The sequence below is a fragment of the Streptomyces sp. VNUA24 genome (genome assembly GCF_029167005.1).
GTDB classification, from domain to species: Bacteria; Actinomycetota; Actinomycetes; order Streptomycetales; family Streptomycetaceae; genus Streptomyces; species Streptomyces scabiei.
The window spans coordinates 259,047-279,037 of record NZ_CP119143.1 but is presented as its reverse complement, the minus strand read 5'-3'; the positions used below and the strand labels follow the sequence as shown (position 1 = coordinate 279,037).

Annotated in this window: 13 protein-coding genes and 8 pseudogenes; 15 read left to right on the top strand and 6 right to left on the bottom strand. The window is 69.6% G+C overall.

Annotated elements, in window-relative coordinates; translation table 11 throughout:
- Nucleotides 1-45 precede the first annotated feature (45 nt).
- The 8 genes and pseudogenes from PYR72_RS01090 to PYR72_RS01055 all read left to right on the top strand — a co-directional run.
- A pseudogene (locus PYR72_RS01090) lies at nucleotides 46-246 on the top strand (IS630 family transposase); the annotation flags it as partial.
- A gap of 155 nt (nucleotides 247-401) precedes the next feature.
- Entirely contained in the window at nucleotides 402-887 is a 486-nt protein-coding gene (locus tag PYR72_RS01085; RefSeq protein WP_275453371.1) for a hypothetical protein, read from the top strand.
- 76 nt (nucleotides 888-963) lie between these two features.
- The gene (locus PYR72_RS01080) at nucleotides 964-1,794 is read left to right on the top strand and encodes a SpvB/TcaC N-terminal domain-containing protein (RefSeq protein ID WP_275453370.1); all 831 of its coding nucleotides are present in this window, start codon (nucleotides 964-966) and stop codon (nucleotides 1,792-1,794) included.
- 13 nt (nucleotides 1,795-1,807) lie between these two features.
- Nucleotides 1,808-2,272, top strand: coding sequence for a hypothetical protein (locus PYR72_RS01075; RefSeq protein WP_275453369.1), 465 nt, complete (start codon nucleotides 1,808-1,810; stop codon nucleotides 2,270-2,272).
- A 10-nt stretch (nucleotides 2,273-2,282) separates the two neighbouring features.
- Nucleotides 2,283-3,515, top strand: coding sequence for a histidine kinase (locus PYR72_RS01070; RefSeq protein WP_275453368.1), 1,233 nt, complete (start codon nucleotides 2,283-2,285; stop codon nucleotides 3,513-3,515).
- Between the two features lie 12 nt (nucleotides 3,516-3,527).
- Nucleotides 3,528-4,202 carry a response regulator transcription factor gene (locus PYR72_RS01065; protein ID WP_275453367.1) on the top strand — a complete coding sequence of 225 codons (675 nt, stop codon included), beginning with the start codon at nucleotides 3,528-3,530 and terminating at the stop codon, nucleotides 4,200-4,202.
- Nucleotides 4,203-4,336: 134 nt separating this feature from the next.
- Nucleotides 4,337-5,162: pseudogene (locus PYR72_RS01060) on the top strand (ABC transporter ATP-binding protein).
- Nucleotides 5,159-7,694 (top strand): annotated as a pseudogene (locus PYR72_RS01055) (FtsX-like permease family protein). The pseudogenes PYR72_RS01060 and PYR72_RS01055 overlap by 4 nt, the downstream one beginning before the upstream one ends.
- A gap of 222 nt (nucleotides 7,695-7,916) precedes the next feature.
- Here PYR72_RS01055 and PYR72_RS01050 read toward each other — a convergent pair.
- A complete protein-coding gene (locus tag PYR72_RS01050) occupies nucleotides 7,917-9,086 on the bottom strand; it encodes an IS110 family transposase (protein WP_275460312.1) in 1,170 nt (389 codons plus the stop codon).
- 262 nt (nucleotides 9,087-9,348) lie between these two features.
- Here PYR72_RS01050 and PYR72_RS01045 point away from each other — a divergent pair, with 262 nt between their 5' ends.
- Nucleotides 9,349-10,746, top strand: a complete 1,398-nt coding sequence (locus tag PYR72_RS01045; RefSeq protein WP_275453366.1) for an MFS transporter — start codon at nucleotides 9,349-9,351, stop codon at nucleotides 10,744-10,746.
- Entirely contained in the window at nucleotides 10,743-11,909 is a 1,167-nt protein-coding gene (locus tag PYR72_RS01040; protein WP_275453365.1) for an FAD-dependent monooxygenase, read from the top strand. The genes PYR72_RS01045 and PYR72_RS01040 overlap by 4 nt, the downstream gene beginning before the upstream one ends.
- A 211-nt stretch (nucleotides 11,910-12,120) precedes the next feature.
- On the opposite strand, the pseudogene PYR72_RS01035 reads toward PYR72_RS01040, so the two are convergent.
- Nucleotides 12,121-12,315, bottom strand: a pseudogene (locus PYR72_RS01035) (IS1380 family transposase); the annotation flags it as partial.
- A 311-nt stretch (nucleotides 12,316-12,626) separates the two neighbouring features.
- On the opposite strand from PYR72_RS01035, the gene PYR72_RS01030 reads away from it, so the two are divergent.
- Nucleotides 12,627-13,415 carry a hypothetical protein gene (locus PYR72_RS01030; RefSeq protein ID WP_275453364.1) on the top strand — a complete coding sequence of 263 codons (789 nt, stop codon included), beginning with the start codon at nucleotides 12,627-12,629 and terminating at the stop codon, nucleotides 13,413-13,415.
- Here the strand turns inward: PYR72_RS01030 and PYR72_RS01025 are convergent.
- Nucleotides 13,364-13,903 (bottom strand): annotated as a pseudogene (locus PYR72_RS01025) (GNAT family protein); the annotation flags it as partial. The gene PYR72_RS01030 and the pseudogene PYR72_RS01025 sit on opposite strands and share 52 nt — an antisense overlap.
- A 101-nt stretch (nucleotides 13,904-14,004) precedes the next feature.
- Nucleotides 14,005-14,175: pseudogene (locus tag PYR72_RS01020) on the bottom strand (IS5/IS1182 family transposase); the annotation flags it as partial.
- A 286-nt stretch (nucleotides 14,176-14,461) separates the two neighbouring features.
- On the opposite strand from PYR72_RS01020, the gene PYR72_RS01015 reads away from it, so the two are divergent.
- Both PYR72_RS01015 and PYR72_RS01010 read left to right on the top strand, forming a co-directional pair.
- Nucleotides 14,462-15,100 (top strand): dihydrofolate reductase family protein, encoded by a 639-nt coding sequence (locus PYR72_RS01015; RefSeq protein ID WP_275453363.1) that lies wholly within the window; start codon nucleotides 14,462-14,464, stop codon nucleotides 15,098-15,100.
- Nucleotides 15,101-15,604: 504 nt separating this feature from the next.
- Nucleotides 15,605-15,829 (top strand): annotated as a pseudogene (locus tag PYR72_RS01010) (hypothetical protein); the annotation flags it as partial.
- Nucleotides 15,830-15,923: 94 nt separating this feature from the next.
- Here the strand turns inward: PYR72_RS01010 and PYR72_RS01005 are convergent.
- Nucleotides 15,924-17,045: an FAD-dependent oxidoreductase gene (locus tag PYR72_RS01005; protein ID WP_275453362.1), complete on the bottom strand. Its 1,122-nt coding sequence runs from the start codon at nucleotides 17,043-17,045 to the stop codon at nucleotides 15,924-15,926.
- 196 nt (nucleotides 17,046-17,241) lie between these two features.
- Nucleotides 17,242-17,418, bottom strand: a complete 177-nt coding sequence (locus PYR72_RS01000) for a hypothetical protein (RefSeq protein ID WP_275453361.1) — start codon at nucleotides 17,416-17,418, stop codon at nucleotides 17,242-17,244.
- A gap of 255 nt (nucleotides 17,419-17,673) precedes the next feature.
- On the opposite strand from PYR72_RS01000, the pseudogene PYR72_RS00995 reads away from it, so the two are divergent.
- Together PYR72_RS00995 and PYR72_RS00990 are read left to right on the top strand one after the other, a co-directional pair.
- Nucleotides 17,674-17,920: pseudogene (locus PYR72_RS00995) on the top strand (hypothetical protein); the annotation flags it as partial.
- Between the two features lie 608 nt (nucleotides 17,921-18,528).
- Nucleotides 18,529-19,782, top strand: a complete 1,254-nt coding sequence (locus PYR72_RS00990; RefSeq protein WP_275453360.1) for an NAD(P)/FAD-dependent oxidoreductase — start codon at nucleotides 18,529-18,531, stop codon at nucleotides 19,780-19,782.
- Nucleotides 19,783-19,991 lie beyond the last annotated feature (209 nt).

The window sequence follows — 19,991 nt, the reverse complement described above, 5'->3', positions numbered from 1 at the left end:
ATGGGGCCCAGACGAACCTGACCGAGCAGGCCCGCGACCACGGCCATCGACACCGCCTGCCGGCTGCTGCGGCTGCTGTCGATCTGCAACGGGTTCGCCGAGATCGCCGACCGGGCCGCGAAGGAACATATGACCTACCGGGGCTTCCTCGCCGAGCTGCTGATGACTGAATGCGACGCCCAGGCCCGACACCACTCGGAGCGCAGGATCAGGGCCGCTGGGTTCCCCCGGGACGAGTCGATCAGGCCGTCTGAGGTAGTGGCGAAGGACTCTGGTAAAGCTGCTGTTCGGGAAGCTGCGGACGCGTCAGGAAGGCGGCTGAGTCCGCCCTCCGCCCAGGTTGCCTGCTCTTGGAGACAATCCACTGTTCTGCTGGAGTGGTGCTTCCATATGATCGCGTGATGACTGCCGATGCCCCGCTCACCCGAGAGTCGTTCCGGCGCCTCCACCCCATCAGCACGCCCCGGCCGGTGTCTCAGATTCCTGATCGTGTCTGGACTGACGAGGACTGGGACCGGATCCAGCGCGGATATCGAGCCCGGGACATGGATGAGAAGTGGAACGTCTTCGTTGAAGGCGATGTCCTTTTCATGCACCGGAGTTGGACCGGTCATGGCGTCTATGAGGTGTCCTTTGCCCCCGCGGCTGGTCGTGGGAGGAGGATCGCCTCTGCTGTGGTCGAGGCCGATGGGGAACGCTATCGGAGCAGAGGCGATGAGCACGACTGTCTGATGATGGAGCTGATCATCAGCGCGATCGTCCTTGGTGAGCCCGCCGCCGAACTCCGGGCTGGCCTTGTTGAGTTGACTGCCAGGGCTTCGGGAAAGAAGGATCTTCCCGCGGGTGTGGTGCAGCACAGTGTTCTCGGATTGCGCTCTGGATCGTAAGTTTCTGCAGTCCGGAGAGCGCTGCGACCGGGGCGACTACCGGGCCTCCACGCTGTCGCCCACCGGATCGTGGGATGTGTCCACCGGCTCGGGCGCCTTCAGCTACAACCTGCCGATCCAGCTGCCCCAGCCGCCGATGGGATCGGCGCCGCCGCTGGCGATGACGTACAACTCGCAGTCGGTGGATGGCCGTACCTCGGCATCGAACAACCAGTCGTCCTGGGCGGGTATGGGCTGGGACCTGAGCGTCGGTTACATCGAGCGCCGGTACCGCAACTGCACCGAGGACGGGCTGCCGACGATCGGAGACATGTGCTGGGACTCCCCGAACTCCGCGGAGGAGCCGTCCGGCGCGGTCTACGTCATCAACCTCAACGGCGTCACCTCGGAGCTGATCCAGGACAACACCGGCAGCGGCGCCTACCACGTCAAGGACGATCCGGGCTGGCGGGTGCAGCGTCTGTTCGACGGGCACGGCGCGGGCCGTAACGGCGAGTACTGGCTGATCTCCACGCAGGACGGGCAGCGTTACTACTTCGGCTGGGGCCGCTCCGAGCGCTCAGGCACCGCGACCGCCTCCGTCTTCACTGTCCCCGTCGTCGGCAACGACAGCGGCGAGCCCTGCCACGACCAGTTCCCCGAGCCGTGCACGCAAGCCTGGCGCTGGAACCTTGACCGCGCGGTCGACGCCAATGAGGTCGAGACGATGTACTTCTACGACAAGGAGTACAACCACTACCGCTCGGTCGCGAACACCGACAAGGCCCGCCAGTACGTCTCCTCCGGCTATGTGAAGGAGATCCAGTACGGCTGGTCCTCGCAGATCACCGGCGGCAAGGTTCCCGCGAAGGTCGAGCTGAGCCACGTCAACCGGTGCATCGAACCGCTCGACGCGGTCCGGCCATGACGACGCAGGCCGCGTGGTGTGGACCGAGGACGGCAAGGACAACCGCACCACCACCACCTACAGCCCGGCCAACACTTGGCCCCTCAACGGCATCACCACCACCACGCCCGACCCGGACGGCGCCTTCTCCACTCGCACCGGACTGACCTCCACCGTGTGGACCTCCCGCTTCTGGGGCGCCCCGACCACCGTCAAGGACGCCAACGGGCACTCCACCAAGGTCACCCTCGACTCCGCCGGCCGCATCGTCGAGTTTTGGAAGCCGACCGAGACCGGCCCTGGCATGCCCCGCCCGCACCTGAGGCTCGCCCAGTCCGTGGTGAAGGCCCGCTGCCGCGACCTCGGCATCCCTACGCGGAGGCCGACCTCGTCGACTCCTACCGTCAGGCCCTGCGGCACATGGGGGAGAACCGCTGTGTGCCGACATATGAGGAGCCGACGCCTTGCGCCACTCCGGACGCCGTCGCGGCGCACATAGGCTAGTGCGCATGACCTCAGTGGAGGAGGAACGCTCGCGCGCACTGCTCGCGGGGGCTTCGCGGCGATGGGTGCGGCTGCTGCCGTGGGCCGTGGCGTTCGTGCTGTGCGTCGCCCTGCTGCCCACGACGATCGTGGTCCTCACCGCCGACTACGGCCTGACCGGAGGCGTCGCCGGCGGGTTGGCCGTCGCGCAGGCGGCGCCGCTGCTGCTCGCCGTCGTACGGCCGCTGCAGGCCTGGTACGTGGTCTTCGTCGCGGACGTCGCCGGGGCGCTCGCCCTGCTCACCGTCGACTTCCAGGAGCGGCTGCTGTGGCCGTTCCCGCCCATGGAGATCGTCGGGTACGTCGGCCTCTGCCTCGCCCTGGGGCTGCGCGAGCGGCGCCGGACACTGCTGCTGGTGTGGCTGGCCACGGCCGCCGCGAACGTGGCCCTGGGGGTCGTCGCGCCCCATGGCTTCGACGCCATGGGCCTGCTGTTCACCATCCTCGGGGGCGTCGCGCTCCTGGTGGGCGGTGCGCTGCGCGAGCGGTCCGAGGCGCAGCGCAGGCTGGTCGAGCAGGAGACGATCAGCGAGGCCGAACGTGGCCGGCGGACGCTGCTGGAGGAGCGCGCCCGGATCGCCCGCGAGCTGCACGACGTGGTGGCACACCACATGTCCGTCATCACCGTGCAGGCGGACACCGCGGAGTACCGCCTCGACAGGCTGCCGCCGGACGTGCGGGAGGAGTTCACGTCCATCGCGGCGACCGCGCGCGAGTCGCTCGGCGAAATGCGACGGCTCCTCGGCGTGCTGCGCAACGAGGAGGCGCACGGCGAACTCGTGCCCCAGCCGGGCCTGGCGCAGATCGGGCAGCTGGTGGAAGTGACGGCGAGGGCCCGCGGGCCGGTGGAGTTCACCCCCTGCGACGTCGAGGTGCCCGAGGCGGTCGGCCTGTCCGCGTACCGCATCGTCCAGGAGGCTCTCTCAAACGTTGTGCGGCACGCGCCGGGTGCCCGCACGCAGGTGTCGCTGTCGGTGACGGATTCCGATCCGCAGGACGGTGCGCGGCTCACCGTCCTGGTCGTCAACGGACCGCCGCCCCAGCCGCCCGACGGGCCGCTAGAGGTGGGCGGCACCGGGCACGGCCTCGTCGGCATGCGCGAGCGCGTGCGGCTCGTCGGCGGCAGCCTGGACACGGGGCCGCTGCCGGACGGCGGCTTCCGGGTCGCCGCCCAACTTCCCCTGAACTTCCTTGACTGAAAAGGACTTCACGTGACGACGCGCGTCATCATCGTCGACGACCAGGCCATGGTGCGGGCCGGCTTCGCCGCCCTGCTGGCCGCCCAGAGCGACATCGACGTGGTGGGCGAGGCCCCCGACGGCGCGCAGGGCGTCGAGCTGAGCCGGCGTACCCACCCGGACGTCGTGCTGATGGACGTGCGGATGCCCGAGATGGACGGGCTGGAGGCCGCACGCCGCCTCCTGGAGCCGGCACCCGGTGTGACACACCGGCCGCGCGTCCTGATGCTCACCACCTTCGACGTCGACGACTACGTCTACGAGGCGCTCCGGGCGGGCGCGAGCGGCTTCCTCCTCAAGGATGCGCCGCCGGCCGACCTCATCGCGGCGGTCCGCGTCGTGGCCTCGGGCGACGCGCTGCTCGCCCCTTCCGTGACGCGCCGCCTCATCGCGGACTTCGCCAAGCAGCGTCCCGCCGTCCGGGGCAAGCCCGCGCTGCGGCTCAAAGGCCTGACGGAACGCGAGACCGAGGTCCTCATGCTGGTGGCCCGCGGGCAGTCGAACGGGGAGATCGCGCAGACGCTGGTGCTGGCTGAGCAGACGGTGAAGACGCACGTCAGCCGAATCCTGACCAAGCTTGACCTGCGCGACCGCGCCCAGGCGGTGGTCTTCGCCTACGAGTCGGGGCTGGTCGCCCCGGGCGAGTAGGACCGCCCCCGCCCCTCCTCCACCCCCTACCGCGGTAGCACCCCCACATTGGCTCCCCGGTATGACGCCCGGCGCAAGGCCGTCCCCGCACTCTTCACCCGGCACAGAAAGTGCGCGTGGGAGGGAGACGGGACATGAGGCTACGCAGGGGCAAGCGCAGAAGGCGGACAACCGGCCCGAGGTCCCGGCCGCCACGCCCGGTCTCGCCGTCGAACTGCGCGACGTCCGGCGGCAGTACGGCTGCGGGGCGGGCACGGTGCACGCCCGCACGGGCATCGACCTCGCCCTGCCGCGCGGCACGTTCACCGCGGTCATGGGCCCGTCCGGGTCCGGGAAGTCCACCTTCCTGCAGCGCGCCGCCGGGCTCGACCGGCCGACGGCGGGATCCGTCGCCTCGGCGGCACGGAGATCACCGGCATGAGCGAGAACGAGCTCACCGAGCTGCGCCGCAGCCGCCTCGGCTTCGTCTTCCAGGCATTCAACCTGCTGCCGTCGCTGACCGTGGAGCAGAACGTGCTGCTGCCCATGCGCCTGGCCGGGCAGCGCCAGGACCGGCGCCAGGCGCAGGCGGTGCTCGCCCAGGTCGGACTCGCCGACAAGGCGAAGCGTCGGCCCGGAGAGCCCTCCGGCGGTCAGCAGCAACGCGTGGCCGTCGCCCGCGCCCTGGTCACCAGCCCCGACGTGATCTTCGCGGACGAACCCACCGGCGCCCTCGACACCGGCACCGCCGCCGAGGTCCTCGGCCTGCTGCGCAACGCGGTGGACGCTCTGGGCGCCACCGTTGTCATGGTCACCCACGACCCGGCCGCGGCCGCCTGGGCCGACCGTGTGCTGTTCCTCGCCGACGGCGCCTTCGCCGACCACCTCGAGCGCGGTTCGGCGGAGCAGATCGCGGCACGGACGGCCGTGCTCACCTCGCGCGCCTCCCGCTCCGGTGCGATGGCGGGGGTGGCGGCATGACGCGCCCCAACGGACTCGCCCGTGAGGCCGTGCGCTTCAAGCCCGCGTCCTTCGCGGGGACCTTGCTCGCGCTGCTGATGTCCGCATTGATCGTCTCGGCCTGCGGAATCCTGCTCGAGACCGGCCTGTGCGCCTGCGTGCCGCCGGAACGGTACGCGAACGCGCTGGTCGTCGCGGCGGCGGACCAGAACAAGTACGTCGTCACCGGCAACGGCGAGGACCGTGCGAAGGAGGCGACGCCCCTGCCGGACACGGCACGGATGGGCGCCGGGCTGGCGGCGAAGGCCGCCGGGGCGCCGGGTGCGGCCACCGCCGTCGCGGACTTCACCTTCCCGGTGCGCGCGACGGACGCCGGTGCTCGTGCACCGACTGTTCCGGGCGGGGTGCTCACCGCGCACGGATGGGGCTCGCACACGTTCACCGGCACCTCGCTGACCACCGGCTCCGCACCCCGCGAGGAGGAAGTCGTCCTCGACGCGGGAACGGCCCGCGCCGCCCACGCCGCGGTCGGCGACGCCGTCGTACTGGAGACCGCCGCCGGCCGGCAGGACTTCCGCGTCGCCGGCGTCGCCGAGGCCGGCCTCGCGGAGACCGCCCGCGACTTGGGCGACGCGGGTGCCCTGACGTGGTTCGCCGACACCCAGTCGCCCATGCTCGACGGGCATCCCGGCAAGGCCGACGCCGTCGTCGTGCTGGCGGAGGACGACACCGACACCGACGCCCTCGCCGGCGCCGTGAAGCAGGCCCTGGCCGGCTCCGGCGTCCAGGTCCACACCGGCGACGACCGCGGTGCCGTCGAGGACCCGGGCCTCGGGTACGCCAAGGTGACGCTCTTCGCAATCGGCGGCTCCTTCGGCGGCATCGCAGCCGTCCTCGCGGTCTTCACGGCCGCCGGAACCGTCGCGCTCTCGGTTGGTCAGCGGGCCCGCGAGTTCGCCCTGCTGCGCGCCATCGGCGCCACCCCGCGGCAGGCCCGCCGCGCGGTCGCCGCCGAAGCACTGCTCGTCGCGCCGCTCGCCGGGATCATCGGCTGCCTGCCCGGCATCGGGCTCGCCCACTGGTGGTTCGGGCAGCTCCAGGACCGGGGCGCCATCCCGCGCGCCGTGGACCTGCACGTCTCCGGGCTTCCGCTGCTCGCCGCCGTCGTCATGGGGCTGCTCACCGCGCTCGGCGCAGGCTGGATGGCCGGGCGCCGGTCCGCGAAGATCAAGCTCGGACAAGCGCTGTCGGACGCGTCGGTGGAGCGGCTGCGGTCCGTTCCGGTCCGTACCCTCCTCGGCGTCGGCGCCCTCGTCGGAGGCGCGATCCTCACCGGCGTGTCCGCCCGCTCCGCCGGGGACGACGCGGCCGGCGCCGCCCTCGGCGTCGTCATGCTCTTCATGCTCGCCGTCGGGCTGCTCGGCACGCTGGTGGCACGGCTGTGCGCCGGCCTGTTCGGCCTCCCGCTGCACGGCGCGGGCCCGTCCGCCGAACTCGCGGCCGCCAACTCCCGTACCAACGCCCGCCGCCTCGCCTCCGCGATCACCCCGATCGTGCTCGCCGTGGCCTTCTCCTCGACCCTCGTGTTCATGCACACGAGCGAGACCCACGCCGCCGACAAGCAGCTGCGCGCGGGCATCACCGCGGACCACGTGGTGACGGACCCGGCCGGGCTCCCGGTGGACGCGGCGGCACGCGCCGCCCGCGCGCCGGGCGTGGAGGCGGCCGTCGGGCTGCTGAACACGCAGGTGCTGGTGCCGACCGGCTCCGGCGAGTTCAAGTCGCTCCAGGGCGCGGCCACCCAGGGCGTCACCGGCTCTGGCGCCGAGCTGGCGAAGGTGCAGGACCTGGACGTACGCGACGGCAGCCTCGACCGGCTCGGCGAGGGGAGTATCGCCATCGACAAGACCCTGACGACCTCGGCGGACGCCGGTGTCGGCGACCGGCTCCCGCTCTACCTCCCCGACGGGACGGAGGTCAGCCCCGAGATCGTCGCGGTTTACGGCCGCGGCCTCGGCCTGGCCACGGTGACCATGGACCGGGCAGGCGTCCCTGGCCGGCCACGTCACCTCGGGCTTCGACAGCACGCTCCTGGTACGGGGCGGCTCGGAGAAGTCGCTCACCGCCCTGGGCGAGGTCTCCGACGCCTCCGGCTACTCCACCGAGCAGGACCGCGGCGCGAAGCTGGGCGCCTGGATGAACAACACCATGGCCGTGGTCCTCGGTGGGTTCGCCGCCGTCGCCGCGGTCAACACCCTGGTGATGACGGTCCTAGACCGCCGCCGCGAGCTGGGCGTGCTGCGCCTCGTCGGCTTCACCCGGCGTCAGGTGATGACGATGCTCCGCCGGGAGGGCCTGCTGGTCGCTGTGGTGGGCGTGGTCCTCGGCTCCGCGATTGCCGCGGCCACGCTGATCCCGATGATGAGCGGCGTGACCGGTGACATGCCGTACGTGCCCCCGCTGGTGTACGGATGCTTCGCGGTCGCCGCCGGCGGCCTGGCCCTGCCGGCGGTCACGCTGTCGGCCCGGGCCACGCTGCGCCGCTGGTCCTAGCCCATCCGGGGCGGCAGCCGGCATCGCATCGGCCCCCGTACCCGGCTCCCACCCCGTATCGGCTCCCGTCTCTCGGGCCGCGGAGCAGCGCACACCGTGCCGCGGCAGCCCTTGCCCGCGTCCGGCACGAGCCGCGGGGCGGCAGCGCCACATGCTGTGCGCGCCCCCCGCTGCCCCCTTCCTCACCCGGGCAATGACGGAAAGGACTTCCCAATCGTGATGTCAAGCCGCTCCCGTGACGGGAGGTGAACTTTGATAGCACTCTCCGTCACGGATCATCGCCCACAGGACGTTCAGCCTGCGGCGGGCGAGCGCGAGCAGGGCCTGCTTGTGTCCCTTCCCCTCGCTTCGCTTGCGCTGGTAGTACGCCTTGGAGGCTGGGCATGCCGTGATGCTGACCATCGCCGACAGGTACATCGACCGGAGCAAGCCGCGGTGATACCGCCTGGGCCTGCGCAGGTTGCCGCTGACGCGGCCGGAGTCGCGGGGTCTGGGCGCCAGGCCGGCGAAGCCTGCCAGCCGGTCGGCGCTGCCGAAAGCATCCATGTCCCCGCCGGTCGCGGCGATGAACTCGGCACCGAGCTTCGGGCCCATGCCGGGCAGACTGCGGATCACCTCGGCGTGCGGATGCTCGCGAAACCTGGCCTCGATCAGGGCGTCGAGCTCGGCGATCTCCTCATCGAGGGCCATCACCCCTTTCGCGAGGCGGGCCACCATGGCAGCAGCCAGCTTCTCGCCGGGCAGCGCGCTCTGCTGGGCCTCAGCGGCCTCTACGGCGGTCTTCGCCAGGGCGGCGGAGCTGCGAACCTTGCGGTTCTTCAGCCATCTCTCGATCCGCTTGGCGCCCGCTCGGCGGATCGCGGCAGGAGTCTGGTAGCCGGTCAGCAGCATCACCGGTCCCTTGTTGACCAGCTCCAGCGACCGCTCCAACGCCGGGAAGATCTGCAGCAGTTGGGCCCGAAGGCGATTGATCTGCCGGGTGCGGTCGAAGACCACGTCCAGCCGCCGGGTGGTCAGGGTCCGCAGGTCGACGGCGATCTCGTCGCCCGGTCGCAGGAGCCCCAGATCCCGGCGGACACGCGCCTGGTCGGCGATGACGAAGGCGTCCTTCGCGTCCGCCTTGCCCTCGCCGCGGTAGGTGACCGAGGCCCGGTGAACAGCCAGGCCCGTGAGATAGGCCATGGGCTGGCCGTGGTTGAGGAGCAGGCCGATCAGCAGGGCGGCACCGCCGTGGTTGAGGTCGACGGCCCACAGCACATCGGCGGATATCTCCAGGACGTCGCCGATGAGCTGGAGCAGCTCGGCCTCGTCATTCAGGACCCGGCGGGACAGCAGCCGTTCGCCGTCCGCGCTGATCACAACGCAGTGGTGGTGTTCCTTGCCGATGTCCATCCCGGCCCAGATCTCGGGCACGGTCACCTCCGCCAGCTCGCCATCTCATGTCAAACCCGCAGACGACCTCGCCGACGTTGTCCTACAGCAGCGATCAAAGTCGCGTCTCCCAATTGGCGGTCGAGCCGTCGCGGGACTCCGGGCGGCCAAGTCCTTTGAGCCTTGCCAACGGCGCCCGCATGACAGCCATACCCAGAGCCCCTGGGCCCTCCGATCCTACGAATGACCAGATCAGACCCACGTCTAGAAAGGTAGGACACTCATGACCGCAACCCTGGCTCCCCCGGTCCCCATCGGGAAGGCCGCTGTCGGAGCCCTCGGTCTACTGGCACTGTCCACCGGCGCTCTGGAGTCGGTGGTGTCACCGACGATCCCGCTCCTGGAACGCGAACTGGACATGAGCCAGTCCGAAGGGGCGCTGCTCAGCATCGTGCTCCTCATCACCGGGGCACTCATCACGCCGTTGGCAGGCAAGTTCGGCGACCGTTACGGCGGGAAACGGGTCCTGATCCGGCTGATGGCGGTCGTCGCGGTCGGCGGCACGGTGTCCGCCCTGGCCCCGAACCTGCCCGTGCTGCTGCTCGGGCAGGTGCTGCAAGGGGCGATGGTGGGCGCGCTTCCCCTGTCGTTCATCGTCGTGCGTCAGAACCTGCCCCCGGGAGAGTCGAAGGTTGCCATCGGGGTGGTCAGCGGGCTCTTCGTCGGGGGAGGGATGGTCGGCATGCTGTCGGCCGGGCCGGTGGCGGAAGAGCTCTCCCGGCACTGGATGTTCGCGCTGCCCACGATCGCGGTCATCGGGGCCACCCTGCTCGTGAACAGGCTCATGCCGTCCGACCGGCCGGGCGGGTCGGACGACGCCGACATCGACTGGCCCGGCCTGCTGCTCCTGAGCGGGATACTGGTCACGCTCATGCTCGTACTCGCGCTGGCGCCCGAAGCGGCCTCGCAACCACTCGTGCTCGGCGCCCTCGTCGTGTTTCTGGCCGTCTTCGTCACCGGTTGGGTGTCCGTCGAACGGCGTGCGGCCTCTCCGATGATCGATCTGCACATGCTGGCACGGCCCGCGATCTGGAAGGCGTTTGCGCTGACATTCGTGATCTGCCTCGGCACCTCGATGGCGGTCTATCTCGTTCCGCAGCTGCTCGACGAGCGCGGCGACGGGTACGGATTCAGCGCCGGCGCCACCGAGATCGGCTTCTTCCTGCTGCCCGGCGCCGTCGCCGCGACGCTGGCCGGGCCGCTCGGCGGTATCGGGGACCGGCTTTTCGGCTCGCGTGCCGTGGTCAACACCGGAGTCGTCATGATGGCCGTCTCCCTGGTCGTTCTGGCGTCCGTGCACACCGAGGTCTGGCACGTCGTCGTCGGCAAGGCGCTGATCGCGCTGGCCAACGGCCTGTGCGTCACGGCGATGATGACCAGCACCGCCACGGCCGTCGATGCCAAGGACACCGGCATCGCCACCAGCCTGATCCTGGTGAGCCGCGTACTCGGCTACGCCGTGGGCGGGCAGCTCGGTGGTGCGCTCCTCACCGCCGCAACCCCTTCCGGGTCGCAGGTCGCGGCCGAATCGGCCTACGTCACCGGCTTCGTCATAGCCGGCGTCGTCACGTCGCTGGCCCTGTTCGTCACTCGCACCATGCCCAAAGGAGTCAAGGAATGACCCTCACCGATCAGCTGACGGATGTCCGTGGCACGCCGAGGCGCAAGGTCCTGATATCCGGGGCCGGCATCGCGGGGCCCGCCCTCGCGTTCTGGCTGAACCGCTACGGATACGCGGTCACGGTCGTGGAGAAGGCGCCCACCCTGCGTGGGGGTGGCTATCCCATCGACGTGCGCGGCACCGCACTGGAAGTCGTCCGGAGGATGGGGATCCTGCCGCGGCTGCGGGACGCGCACATCGACCTGCGGCGGCTGACCTTCCTCGATTCGGACGGCAGCGAGGTGACCTCCCTTCACCCGCATGCCGTCACCGGCGGCGTCGCGGGACAGGACCTGGAGGTACGGCGCGGGGATCTGACGCAAGCGCTGTACACGGCGGTCCGTGACGACGTGGAGTTCCTGTTCAACGACTCCATCGACACCCTCGACCAGAGCGAGGACGGGGTCGACGTCACCTTCCACGGGGGCGGCAGCCGTACGTTCGACATGGTGTTCGGTGCGGACGGCATGCACTCGCGCACCCGGGAGATGCTGTTCGGCCCCGAAGAGCAGTTCCACCGCTACCTCGGCTACTGCTTCGCTGTGTTCACCATGCGCAACACCTTCGGGCTCTCCCACGAGACCGTGATGTGGAACGCCCCGGGCAGGGCCGCCGCACTCTACGCCGTGGGGGACGACGACGAGGTGCACGCCTTCCTGAACTTCGCCCGGCCGGAGCCGCCCATGGACGCGTTCCGGGACCCGCAGGCCCAACGCGACCTGGTCGCCGTGGTCTTCGCCGACGCGGGATGGGAGGTCCCGGGCATGCTGGCCGCCCTGCGCGAGGCGGAGGACCTGTTCTTCGACGGGGTCAGCCAGATCCGCATGCCCCGCTGGTCCAGCGGCAGGGTCGCGCTGGTCGGCGACGCCGCGTACGCGCCCTCGTTCCTCACCGGACAGGGCACCAGCCTCGCGCTCGTCGGCGCGTACATGCTCGCCGGCTGCCTCGCGGACCGGGGTCACGGCGCGGGCTTCGCCGCCTACGAACGCGACACCCGGCAGTTCGTGACCGCGAACCAGGGGCTGGTCGGCCAGGGCGGCGCCACCCTCTTCCCCACCACCGCCCAGGCCCTGGAGCAGCGCAACGAACGACTGCGCAGCCTCAGCGCCATGCCCCGGGCATAGGGAGAACCGGCTCATTCGGCGCTCACTCTGCTCGAGCCCCTGCGCCCGGCATGACCGCCGAGCCCGGCGGGGCCCTGCCGGCTGCTGGAACTCCGTCTGGAACAAGTCGAGCCGTTCCGTCACCGACCCGTGTCATGGGGCAAGCGGCGACGAACTCGTGGGTGCCGCCGGGGCCGCTACGGTAGCTGGGCCAGGGACAGCTGGTGCTCTCGATGTGGTCGGCGGCGGTGTTGGAGCCCGGGTTGCTGGGCCGCAGCAGGCCCACCACGGGCTCACCGGACCCGCCGCGGCCATGGTCGACGAACCCCGTCAGCGGATGGTGACCGAAGGTCTTCTTCCTGGTCGCGGCGGCGTCCGGCTTCTCGGAGTGCGCCAGGACGAGAACCCCGTCGATGTCCACGATCACCTGCCCGCCCGCGTCCGGCGCCGCATCCCCGTTGGCGGTGGTGATGCGCACGACGTCGGCAGGCCCAGGAGTTCGGCGATGTGCTCGCGAGGGGCAGCAATACTTGTCGGTGAGTTCCGGCAACGGTCGGGTGGGCTCGGCTCCGGAGTTGAGGGCGAGGGGCCGCCAGCTTCAACGACCCCCGTGCCGGCCAGGAGACCCGCTGGCGCAACCAGGGCAACCGGGACGAGATCCGCACCGCCACCCAGCTGGGCATCCACGGCCGGAGCACGCCGCGGCACGGCGACATCTACGACGATGCGACCCGGCAGGTGCACAGCAGCGCGAACGCGAAGTTCTCGAAGAACGGTTCCATCCCGGACCACAAGTACCCGCAGCGCGAGACACAGACCCGCAAGGCCCTGGTCGAGGCAAAGCAGGCCATCTCGACGGTGCTCGCTCTGCTGGCCGGAGCCGGAAACGCCCCCGGGGGCCAACTGCTGACCGGCCTCCAGTCGGGCTTCCCCGCGTTCCGGGGCGCGACGCCCGCGCAGATCGCCACCTTCCTGCCGCGGATCATCGAGGTCGTACGGCGCATCCAGGCCGGCCTGAACGCCGAGGGCGCGGAGATCGCCCTGGTGGGCGACGGCGGAGCCCCGCCCGGGGTCGCGGGCTGGGTCGCCCCCAGCGCGACCGACCTGTACAACCGCGTGTTCAACCCCAACCAGCAGAAGAGCGAGGACCTTCCGACCATGGACGCGGGCCGGAGCGGACCGATCAACCTCACCGACGAGGGCCAGAACGCCTGGTACATCATCCACGAGGCGACCCACCGGTTCGCGGGCACGCTCGACTACCAGTACAGCGCGCGCGACATGGAGATGGAGGAGGAGGACCGCAACGCCGAACTGGCCACCCTCGTGCCCGAGTCGGCGGCGGCACGCGAGGGGGACATGCTCGGCAAGCGCGCCCTCCGGGACCCCTCCACGTACAGCGGCGCGAACGACGGTTCCAACCGCCAGCCGAACTGGTACGCCATGGGACAGCGCGCCCTGATGAACGCCGACTCCTACGCCCAGTTCATCCTGACGGCGACGGGGTACCGGGCCCCACGCTTCTGACCGCGTGCCCGGCCACCGTCGGCCCGCCCGTCACCGCCGGGTGGCGGACGGCTGGATGAGCTGGTCGACGGGTGCACAGGAGCGCCGACCGGGGCGACATGCCCAGCGCCGAGCGTCAGGGAGTCCCGCCAGCCGTCCCGTATCCAGGCCGTGTGCCGAAGATGCCCCGCGTACGTCATACCGAGCTTGGCCAGCACTCGGGCGGAGCCGAGATTCCGCGGGCCACAGGTGGCGAAGATTCGATGAAGCCCCAACTGGCCGAAGCCGCGTGCGAGAAGTTGGCGCCCGATTCCTGTGCCAATGCCTTGCCCCCATACCCGAGGATGCACAAAGCAGGAAATCTCGCCCTGGCGCTGCGTGTGACTGCGGACATGCAGCTCGCCCACACCGACAACGTCGTCCCCGAAGCGCGCCACATGGGCGAACCTCTGCTGGGGTGTGCTCGACCAAGCCTTGACTGCTGCCTTCACGAAATCGTGTCTCTGGTCTTGAGTGTTTGGCCCTCAGGGTTGGAAACGACAAGCCTCAGGGAGGCAGGCCCACATGTGAATGGCCTGCCAGTCCTCAAGCGCAATCTTGTCAACTGGAGTCAGCCAGGGCATCGAACGATGGTGCAGAGAAGGGTGAGGGCCGCCCAGGTGATGAGCGTCTCCCTGACCTGCGGCAACCTCTCATGGTGCCGGCAGTGGCGACGGGCCCGCATGATCCACGAATGCGACCTCTCGACCACCCAGCGGCGCGGCAGGACGACGAAGCCCTTGGCCCCCGCCCGGGCGCCGGACCCTGTCGCGTGAGATTAGTGCCACGCCGATTTGTTCCCTGCGGTAGCAGTCCCGGTGTGTGCCCCCGGAGGACTGGGCAAGGCAGTCTCGGCGCCGCGGCACCGCGGTGTCGGCTTCGCCCCGCCCGCGGCTCGCACACGCGCTGTGGCGCGGTGCTGGGCATCGGTGTGGTCTGTCGAAAGAAAGTGCGCGGGGATGTCGATCCAGGGAGGCTCTGTTCGACGCAGGGGTGAGAGAAAGTCATCAACACGAGAGGTGAATGCCATGCCCAGGGTCCGCGTACACAATGTGACGGTCTCCCTCGACGGCTTCATGGCTGGGGCGAACCAGCGACTGGATGCCCCGTTCGGCGACGGCCTCGGTTGGGGTGACGACCTGCACAGCTGGTTTGTCTCCGCGGTGGAGGACTTGTCTGCGGGAAAGACCGGAATCGATGTCGACTACTTCGCCCGCGGCGAGCAGAACATCGGCGCCACGATCATGGGGCGCAACATGTTCGGGCCGCAACGCGGTGAGTGGGAGGACGAGTCCTGGAAGGGCTGGTGGGGCGACAACCCGCCCTACCACCACGACGTTTTCGTGCACACCCACCATGGACGCCCGACGCTGGAGATGGACGGCGGAACGACCTTCCACTTCACCGACCAGCCGCTGGAGACGGTGCTCCAGCGCGCCTTCGACGCCGCGGGCGGCAGGGACGTCCGGATCGGCGGCGGCGCGGCGGTCATCCGGCAGTATCTGCGCGCCAGGCTGATCGACGAGCTTCACCTGGTGATCGCGCCGATGCTCATCGGGAGCGGGGAGCGCCTGCTCGACAACCTGGGTGACGGAATCGACGGCTACCGGGTGTCCGAGCTGGTCGGCTCGCCGACCATCACGCACGCGGTGCTGGTCCGTCGCTGACGCGTTCGATGACTTCGCGGAACCAATCTCCTGAGACACCACAACTGGTGCTCTGGCCGCGAAGATTCACCGGGGCTGGGTCTTCCGCCGACGCTGACGATCTCGAAGTATCGAAGGATGGGGAATCGGGGGGATCTGGGCGAGGCATTCCGGGCGGAGGTGGACGTTGAGTTCGCGTTTTGGTCGAGGACGTCGGCTTCTCGGGCCCGGAGTGGGCCGCGACCGCCCCAGATTTCCCGGAACTCCCGTACAACCCTCCTGCCACTTCAGCAGTCTTCTGTTTGGCACCTCGTTGCCAGCCAGAGGAAGGTCCTGCTCGTCATGGTCACCCCGGCCGATGTCACCGACCGGAACGCGGCCCAGGAGACTTCTTCCGGCTCCACTTGATGCATCCCGCGATCGCCATCGTCTGGGCGGACTCCGCCTACGCGGGAGGACTGGTCGACTGGGCGAAGGAACGTCTCGACATCAAGGTCAGAACGGTCCGGCGCCCGGGCGGGGGCCAAGGGCTTCGTCCTCCTGCCGCGCCGCTGGGTGGTCGAGAAGTCGCCTTCGTTGATCATGCGGGCCCGTCGCCACTGCCGGGGCCATGAGAGGTTGCCGCAGGTCAGCGAGGCGCTCATCACCTGGACGGCTATCACCCTGATGACCCGACGGCTCACACGAAGGCCGACACGCCGACCCACGCGGGCATCGACCGTTGCGACCGTGATGGCGGCGGCTGCCTGAGCACCATCCATCTCATCGTCGTCACACCGACGGTGCCCAGGATCGCCCGGGGAGCATCCGCCTGGCTGCGACCGTGGTGACGCAGCCCGGGCTGTCACGAGGGGAATCGCTCGGGGCGGAAGTCCGTGAGCAGCTCGTCTCTCTTTCCGCTGAGGATCTCCGAAGCCAGCAGTCGGCCGATGACCGGCCCCAGCGTGATCCCGCTGTGGGAAACGGCCTCGTAGTAGCCCGGCACGGACGGCACCGCTCCCACCGAGGGCCAGCCGTCGGAAGGGATGGGCCGGTCGACGATTCGTGTCTCTGCGATGCGGGAGTCCCCGAGCTCGGGGACGACGTGGCGCGCCGATTCGTGGAGCAGCCGTGCGAGTTGGCCTGGATCTTTGCCTGTGTCGATGAGTGCGTCGATCTCGCGGCTGTGGAGGACGACCGAGGTGTCTCCGGCAGGACGGATCTCGATGTGAGGCGCGTGCATGGCCCGGTGAACGGGGACCTGAGCACAGTCGATCCGGGCGACGACGCCCGGTTCCCGGCGCATCGGCAAGCGCCCTGCGACGAGCCCTGCGACGAGCCCTGCGACGTGGCATGCGCTGGGGCCCGCCGCGTTCACGACGATGTCGACGTCGAGACGGCTCCCATCGGACAGCACAACTGACCGGATGCTTCCACCGGCATCGGTGCCGATGTCGCATACCGCGTTGCCGAACCGGAGCTCGGCACTGGATGCGCTGGCCTGGCCGACCAAGCGGCCGACAAGATGGCGTCCGTGCACCCAGGCTTCATCGGGGTAGAACAGGACCGGTACATCGTCGGGCACCGTGAGAGCCGGTTCGAAGCGGCTGCGGACCTCGGCCCCCGTGTACACCTCGACCCGGTAGTCCCAGCCGGCCAGCAGTTCGGCTGTTCGCAGGAACTTCGCCTCCGCTGCGGGATCGTCTGCCCAGCGCAGGTAGCCGCTGGGATACCACCACGAATCCGGACCGATGGTCCCGGCAAGCTCACAGTGAGCTGCCATGCCCGCGACGTTCAGGTCGAAGTAGGACTTGCGCGCGGTCTTGTTGCTCGCGTTGACCCACGAGAAAGACCAACTGGTGACGCCTTCGCCCGGCTGACCTGAGTCGATCAAGACCACCTCGGCGCCGTGCCGGGACAGGTTCCAGCCCACGCTGGCCCCGATGACGCCCACTCCGATGACAGCAACACGTTCAGGCCCCTTCACGGACCCGCTCCTCACGAACGGCCCCTTCCGAGATCACAGACGAACTCCCGTTTCCAGCCCGGGCACCAGCAGTCCTCTCGTCGTACGGCAGGCAGAGGACAATCACGGCAGCCAGCAGCGCAGACACCTACACCCGAACGCCGGACTTCGGCCAGATCCTCGCTCACCGAGACCGACCGCCGACCCGACTTCGGGATCACCCCATGTCCCCATCTGGGCTCACCTTGGCTATACCCCCGTCGAGGGCGTAGGCGCGGGTGGCGACGGCGGCCGCCGACGTCGCCGCGGCGGTCGGCCGGGTGCCGACGGCGTGCCGGGCCTGGGCGGCGAGTCCGGCTGCTGCCTTCGGTGCGCCGTAGTCGAGCGGGACCATCGCCTCGCGCGCCCGTGCTCAGGCGTACAGCCGGCCGTCGCCGGATTCGGAGGCCGCCCGGGCGGCCGTGTTGCACCAGGCGCGGGATTCCCGCCGGCTGCCCCGCTGCTCGCCGTCCCGCAGCCCGCACCGGATACGGGCGCGGCCGTGCCGCACGGCCGGACAGATGTCCGGGACAACCGCGATCGTCCTACACGACCTGTCGTACGGGCTGGCCCAGAAGCTGCGCGAGGCTCCCGACGGGCCTGGCGTGCTCTGCGCAGCGCCGCCGTCGCGGACTTCGTGTACCTCACCGGCTGGATGGCAATGTACGAAAACCAGCAGGGCCTGGGCCAGAAGTGCTACCTGCGCGCTCTCGAACTCGCCGGCACCGCCGAAGACCACGTCACCTACTGCCGCACCCTGCGCGGCATGAGCCTGCAGGCGACGCACCTGGGCCACGGCAAAGGGACTGGAACTGGCCGATGCCGCTGCCGAGGCGGCGCCCTCCGCTGGTCCGCGCTCTGTGAATACGGTGACCATGTCGGCCAGGACGCGGGTGGGCTGCCGGCCGTGGCAGCCGTACCGGCAGCTGGCGATCGGCTGAGGCTGCCCGCCGAGCCCGTGGCCGGTGTGGCTGGTGCGGTCTGGAGTGTATCCCGTTAATCGTCGTCCTCACCCGAAAGGTTTGAACGACGGAATCCGATCATCCGCGCGATTTATTCATGTAATTACTCGGGTTACGTCAACTGGGTAATTAGAGGGGTGGCTGGGGGGAAGTAGATTTCCGGAAGCGGGCTTTTTGCTTTACCTACCCTGCGTGTCAGGCGTAGGGGATCTCTCACCGAGCGTGGTGGGGCGATCCGAGTTCCACCAGCGACATAAGCGTCAATTCGGTTGAAAGTATCCATCTTGAAGAGTGCGTAGCGGTCCATAAGGTTGCCCGGGTCTCACAGTGCCGAACGGAATGAAACATTCAGGTACCTTATGGCAATGGTGTGTAATTACTATCTCAGTACCAACTCTTGAACTTCTTTGGCTGATACGCATAGCCTGCATGTCGATATCGGCGCCGCTGATCACGGAGCGCCGGAACCGTGCCTGACGCACTCTCAGGCGCTGGACTTATTCATGGGGGATTGCGTGTACGACGTCATTGTTGTGGGTGCCCGCTGCGCCGGATCGCCGGTCGCCATGCTCCTGGCGCGGCTCGGGCACCGGGTCCTTGTGGTGGACCGGTCCTCCTTTCCCAGCGACACCGTCTCGACGCACTACATCCACCAGGCCGGGCTGCTGAAGCTCCAGGAGTGGGGACTGCTGGACGAGATCGTGGCGGCGAAGACGCCGGCGCTCCGCACGATGCACTACGCCTACCGGGGCATCGAGCTCAACGGCTTCGCCGATTCCGTCGACGGGGTCGACGCCGTGTACTGCCCGCGCCGCACCGTCCTCGACGAGATCCTGGTCAATGCCGCCCGCCGGGCCGGCGCCGAGGTGCTGGAGGGCTTCACCGTCTCCGACGTGATCGCCTCGGGCGGCCAGGTGACGGGCATCCGCGGACGCGAGGGCGACGGGCCGGAGCGGGAGTTCCGGGCCTCGCTGGTCATCGGCGCGGACGGCTTCCACTCCACGGTCGCGAAGAAGGTCGGCGCGCCGCTGTACAACGTGCGCCCCGCGGCCGGCTTCGTCTACTACTCGTACTACAGCGGCCTCGACTGGGGCCTGCACCACAAAACGGGGCTCAACGAGCGCTGGTTCGGCAGCTGGCCCACGAACGACGGGCTCACCATGCTGGCCATCATCTGTACCCGCGGCCAGCTGAAGGACTTCCGCCAGGACGTGGAGGGCCGCTTCCAGGCTGTCTTCGACGACGTCGACCCGATGATGGGCGCCCAACTGCGCGAGAGCGGGCGGCGCGAGGAGAACTTCCGTCCCATGCGCTACCCCGACAATTACTACCGCCGCGCCCACGGCCCGGGCTGGGCCCTCGTCGGCGACGCCGGCTACCACAAGGACCCCTACACAGGATGGGGCATCACCGACGCCTTCCTCCACGGTGAACTGCTTGCCGAGCGCGTCCATCAGGGGTTGTCCGGAGAACGGCCGATGGACGAGGCGCTGGCCGAGTACAACAAGGTGCGTGACGAGGAGAGCGCCGGAGTCTACGACTTCACCACCACGCTCGGCGAACTCACCGAACTCCCGCCGTTCTTCAAGGCGACGATGAGCGCGATGAGCGCCAGCCAGGAGTGGACGAACAAGATGCTCGGCCTGATCGGCGGCGTCGTCCCGGACTACGAGATCTACGCGCCGGAGGCCCTGGAATCTCTCTACGACGACGCGGGCGTACCGCAGGAGGAGCGGGTCTACGACCCGACCGCGTGACTTCCCGGAACCGGGGCCCCGGGCGGGCCCCGGTATCCGCGAAGTGACCTCAGCGATCGAAGTGACCGGCGTGCACCGGACAGCCGAAGCGGCCCCGAGCGCCAGGCGCCGTGACCCCACGCCGCGCCGAGTCCCGGGCATCACCTGCGTACGGCACGCACCGCGTGGCGACGGGTGTTCCCGCGCACCGCGGCGGCCGGCCCGGTGGC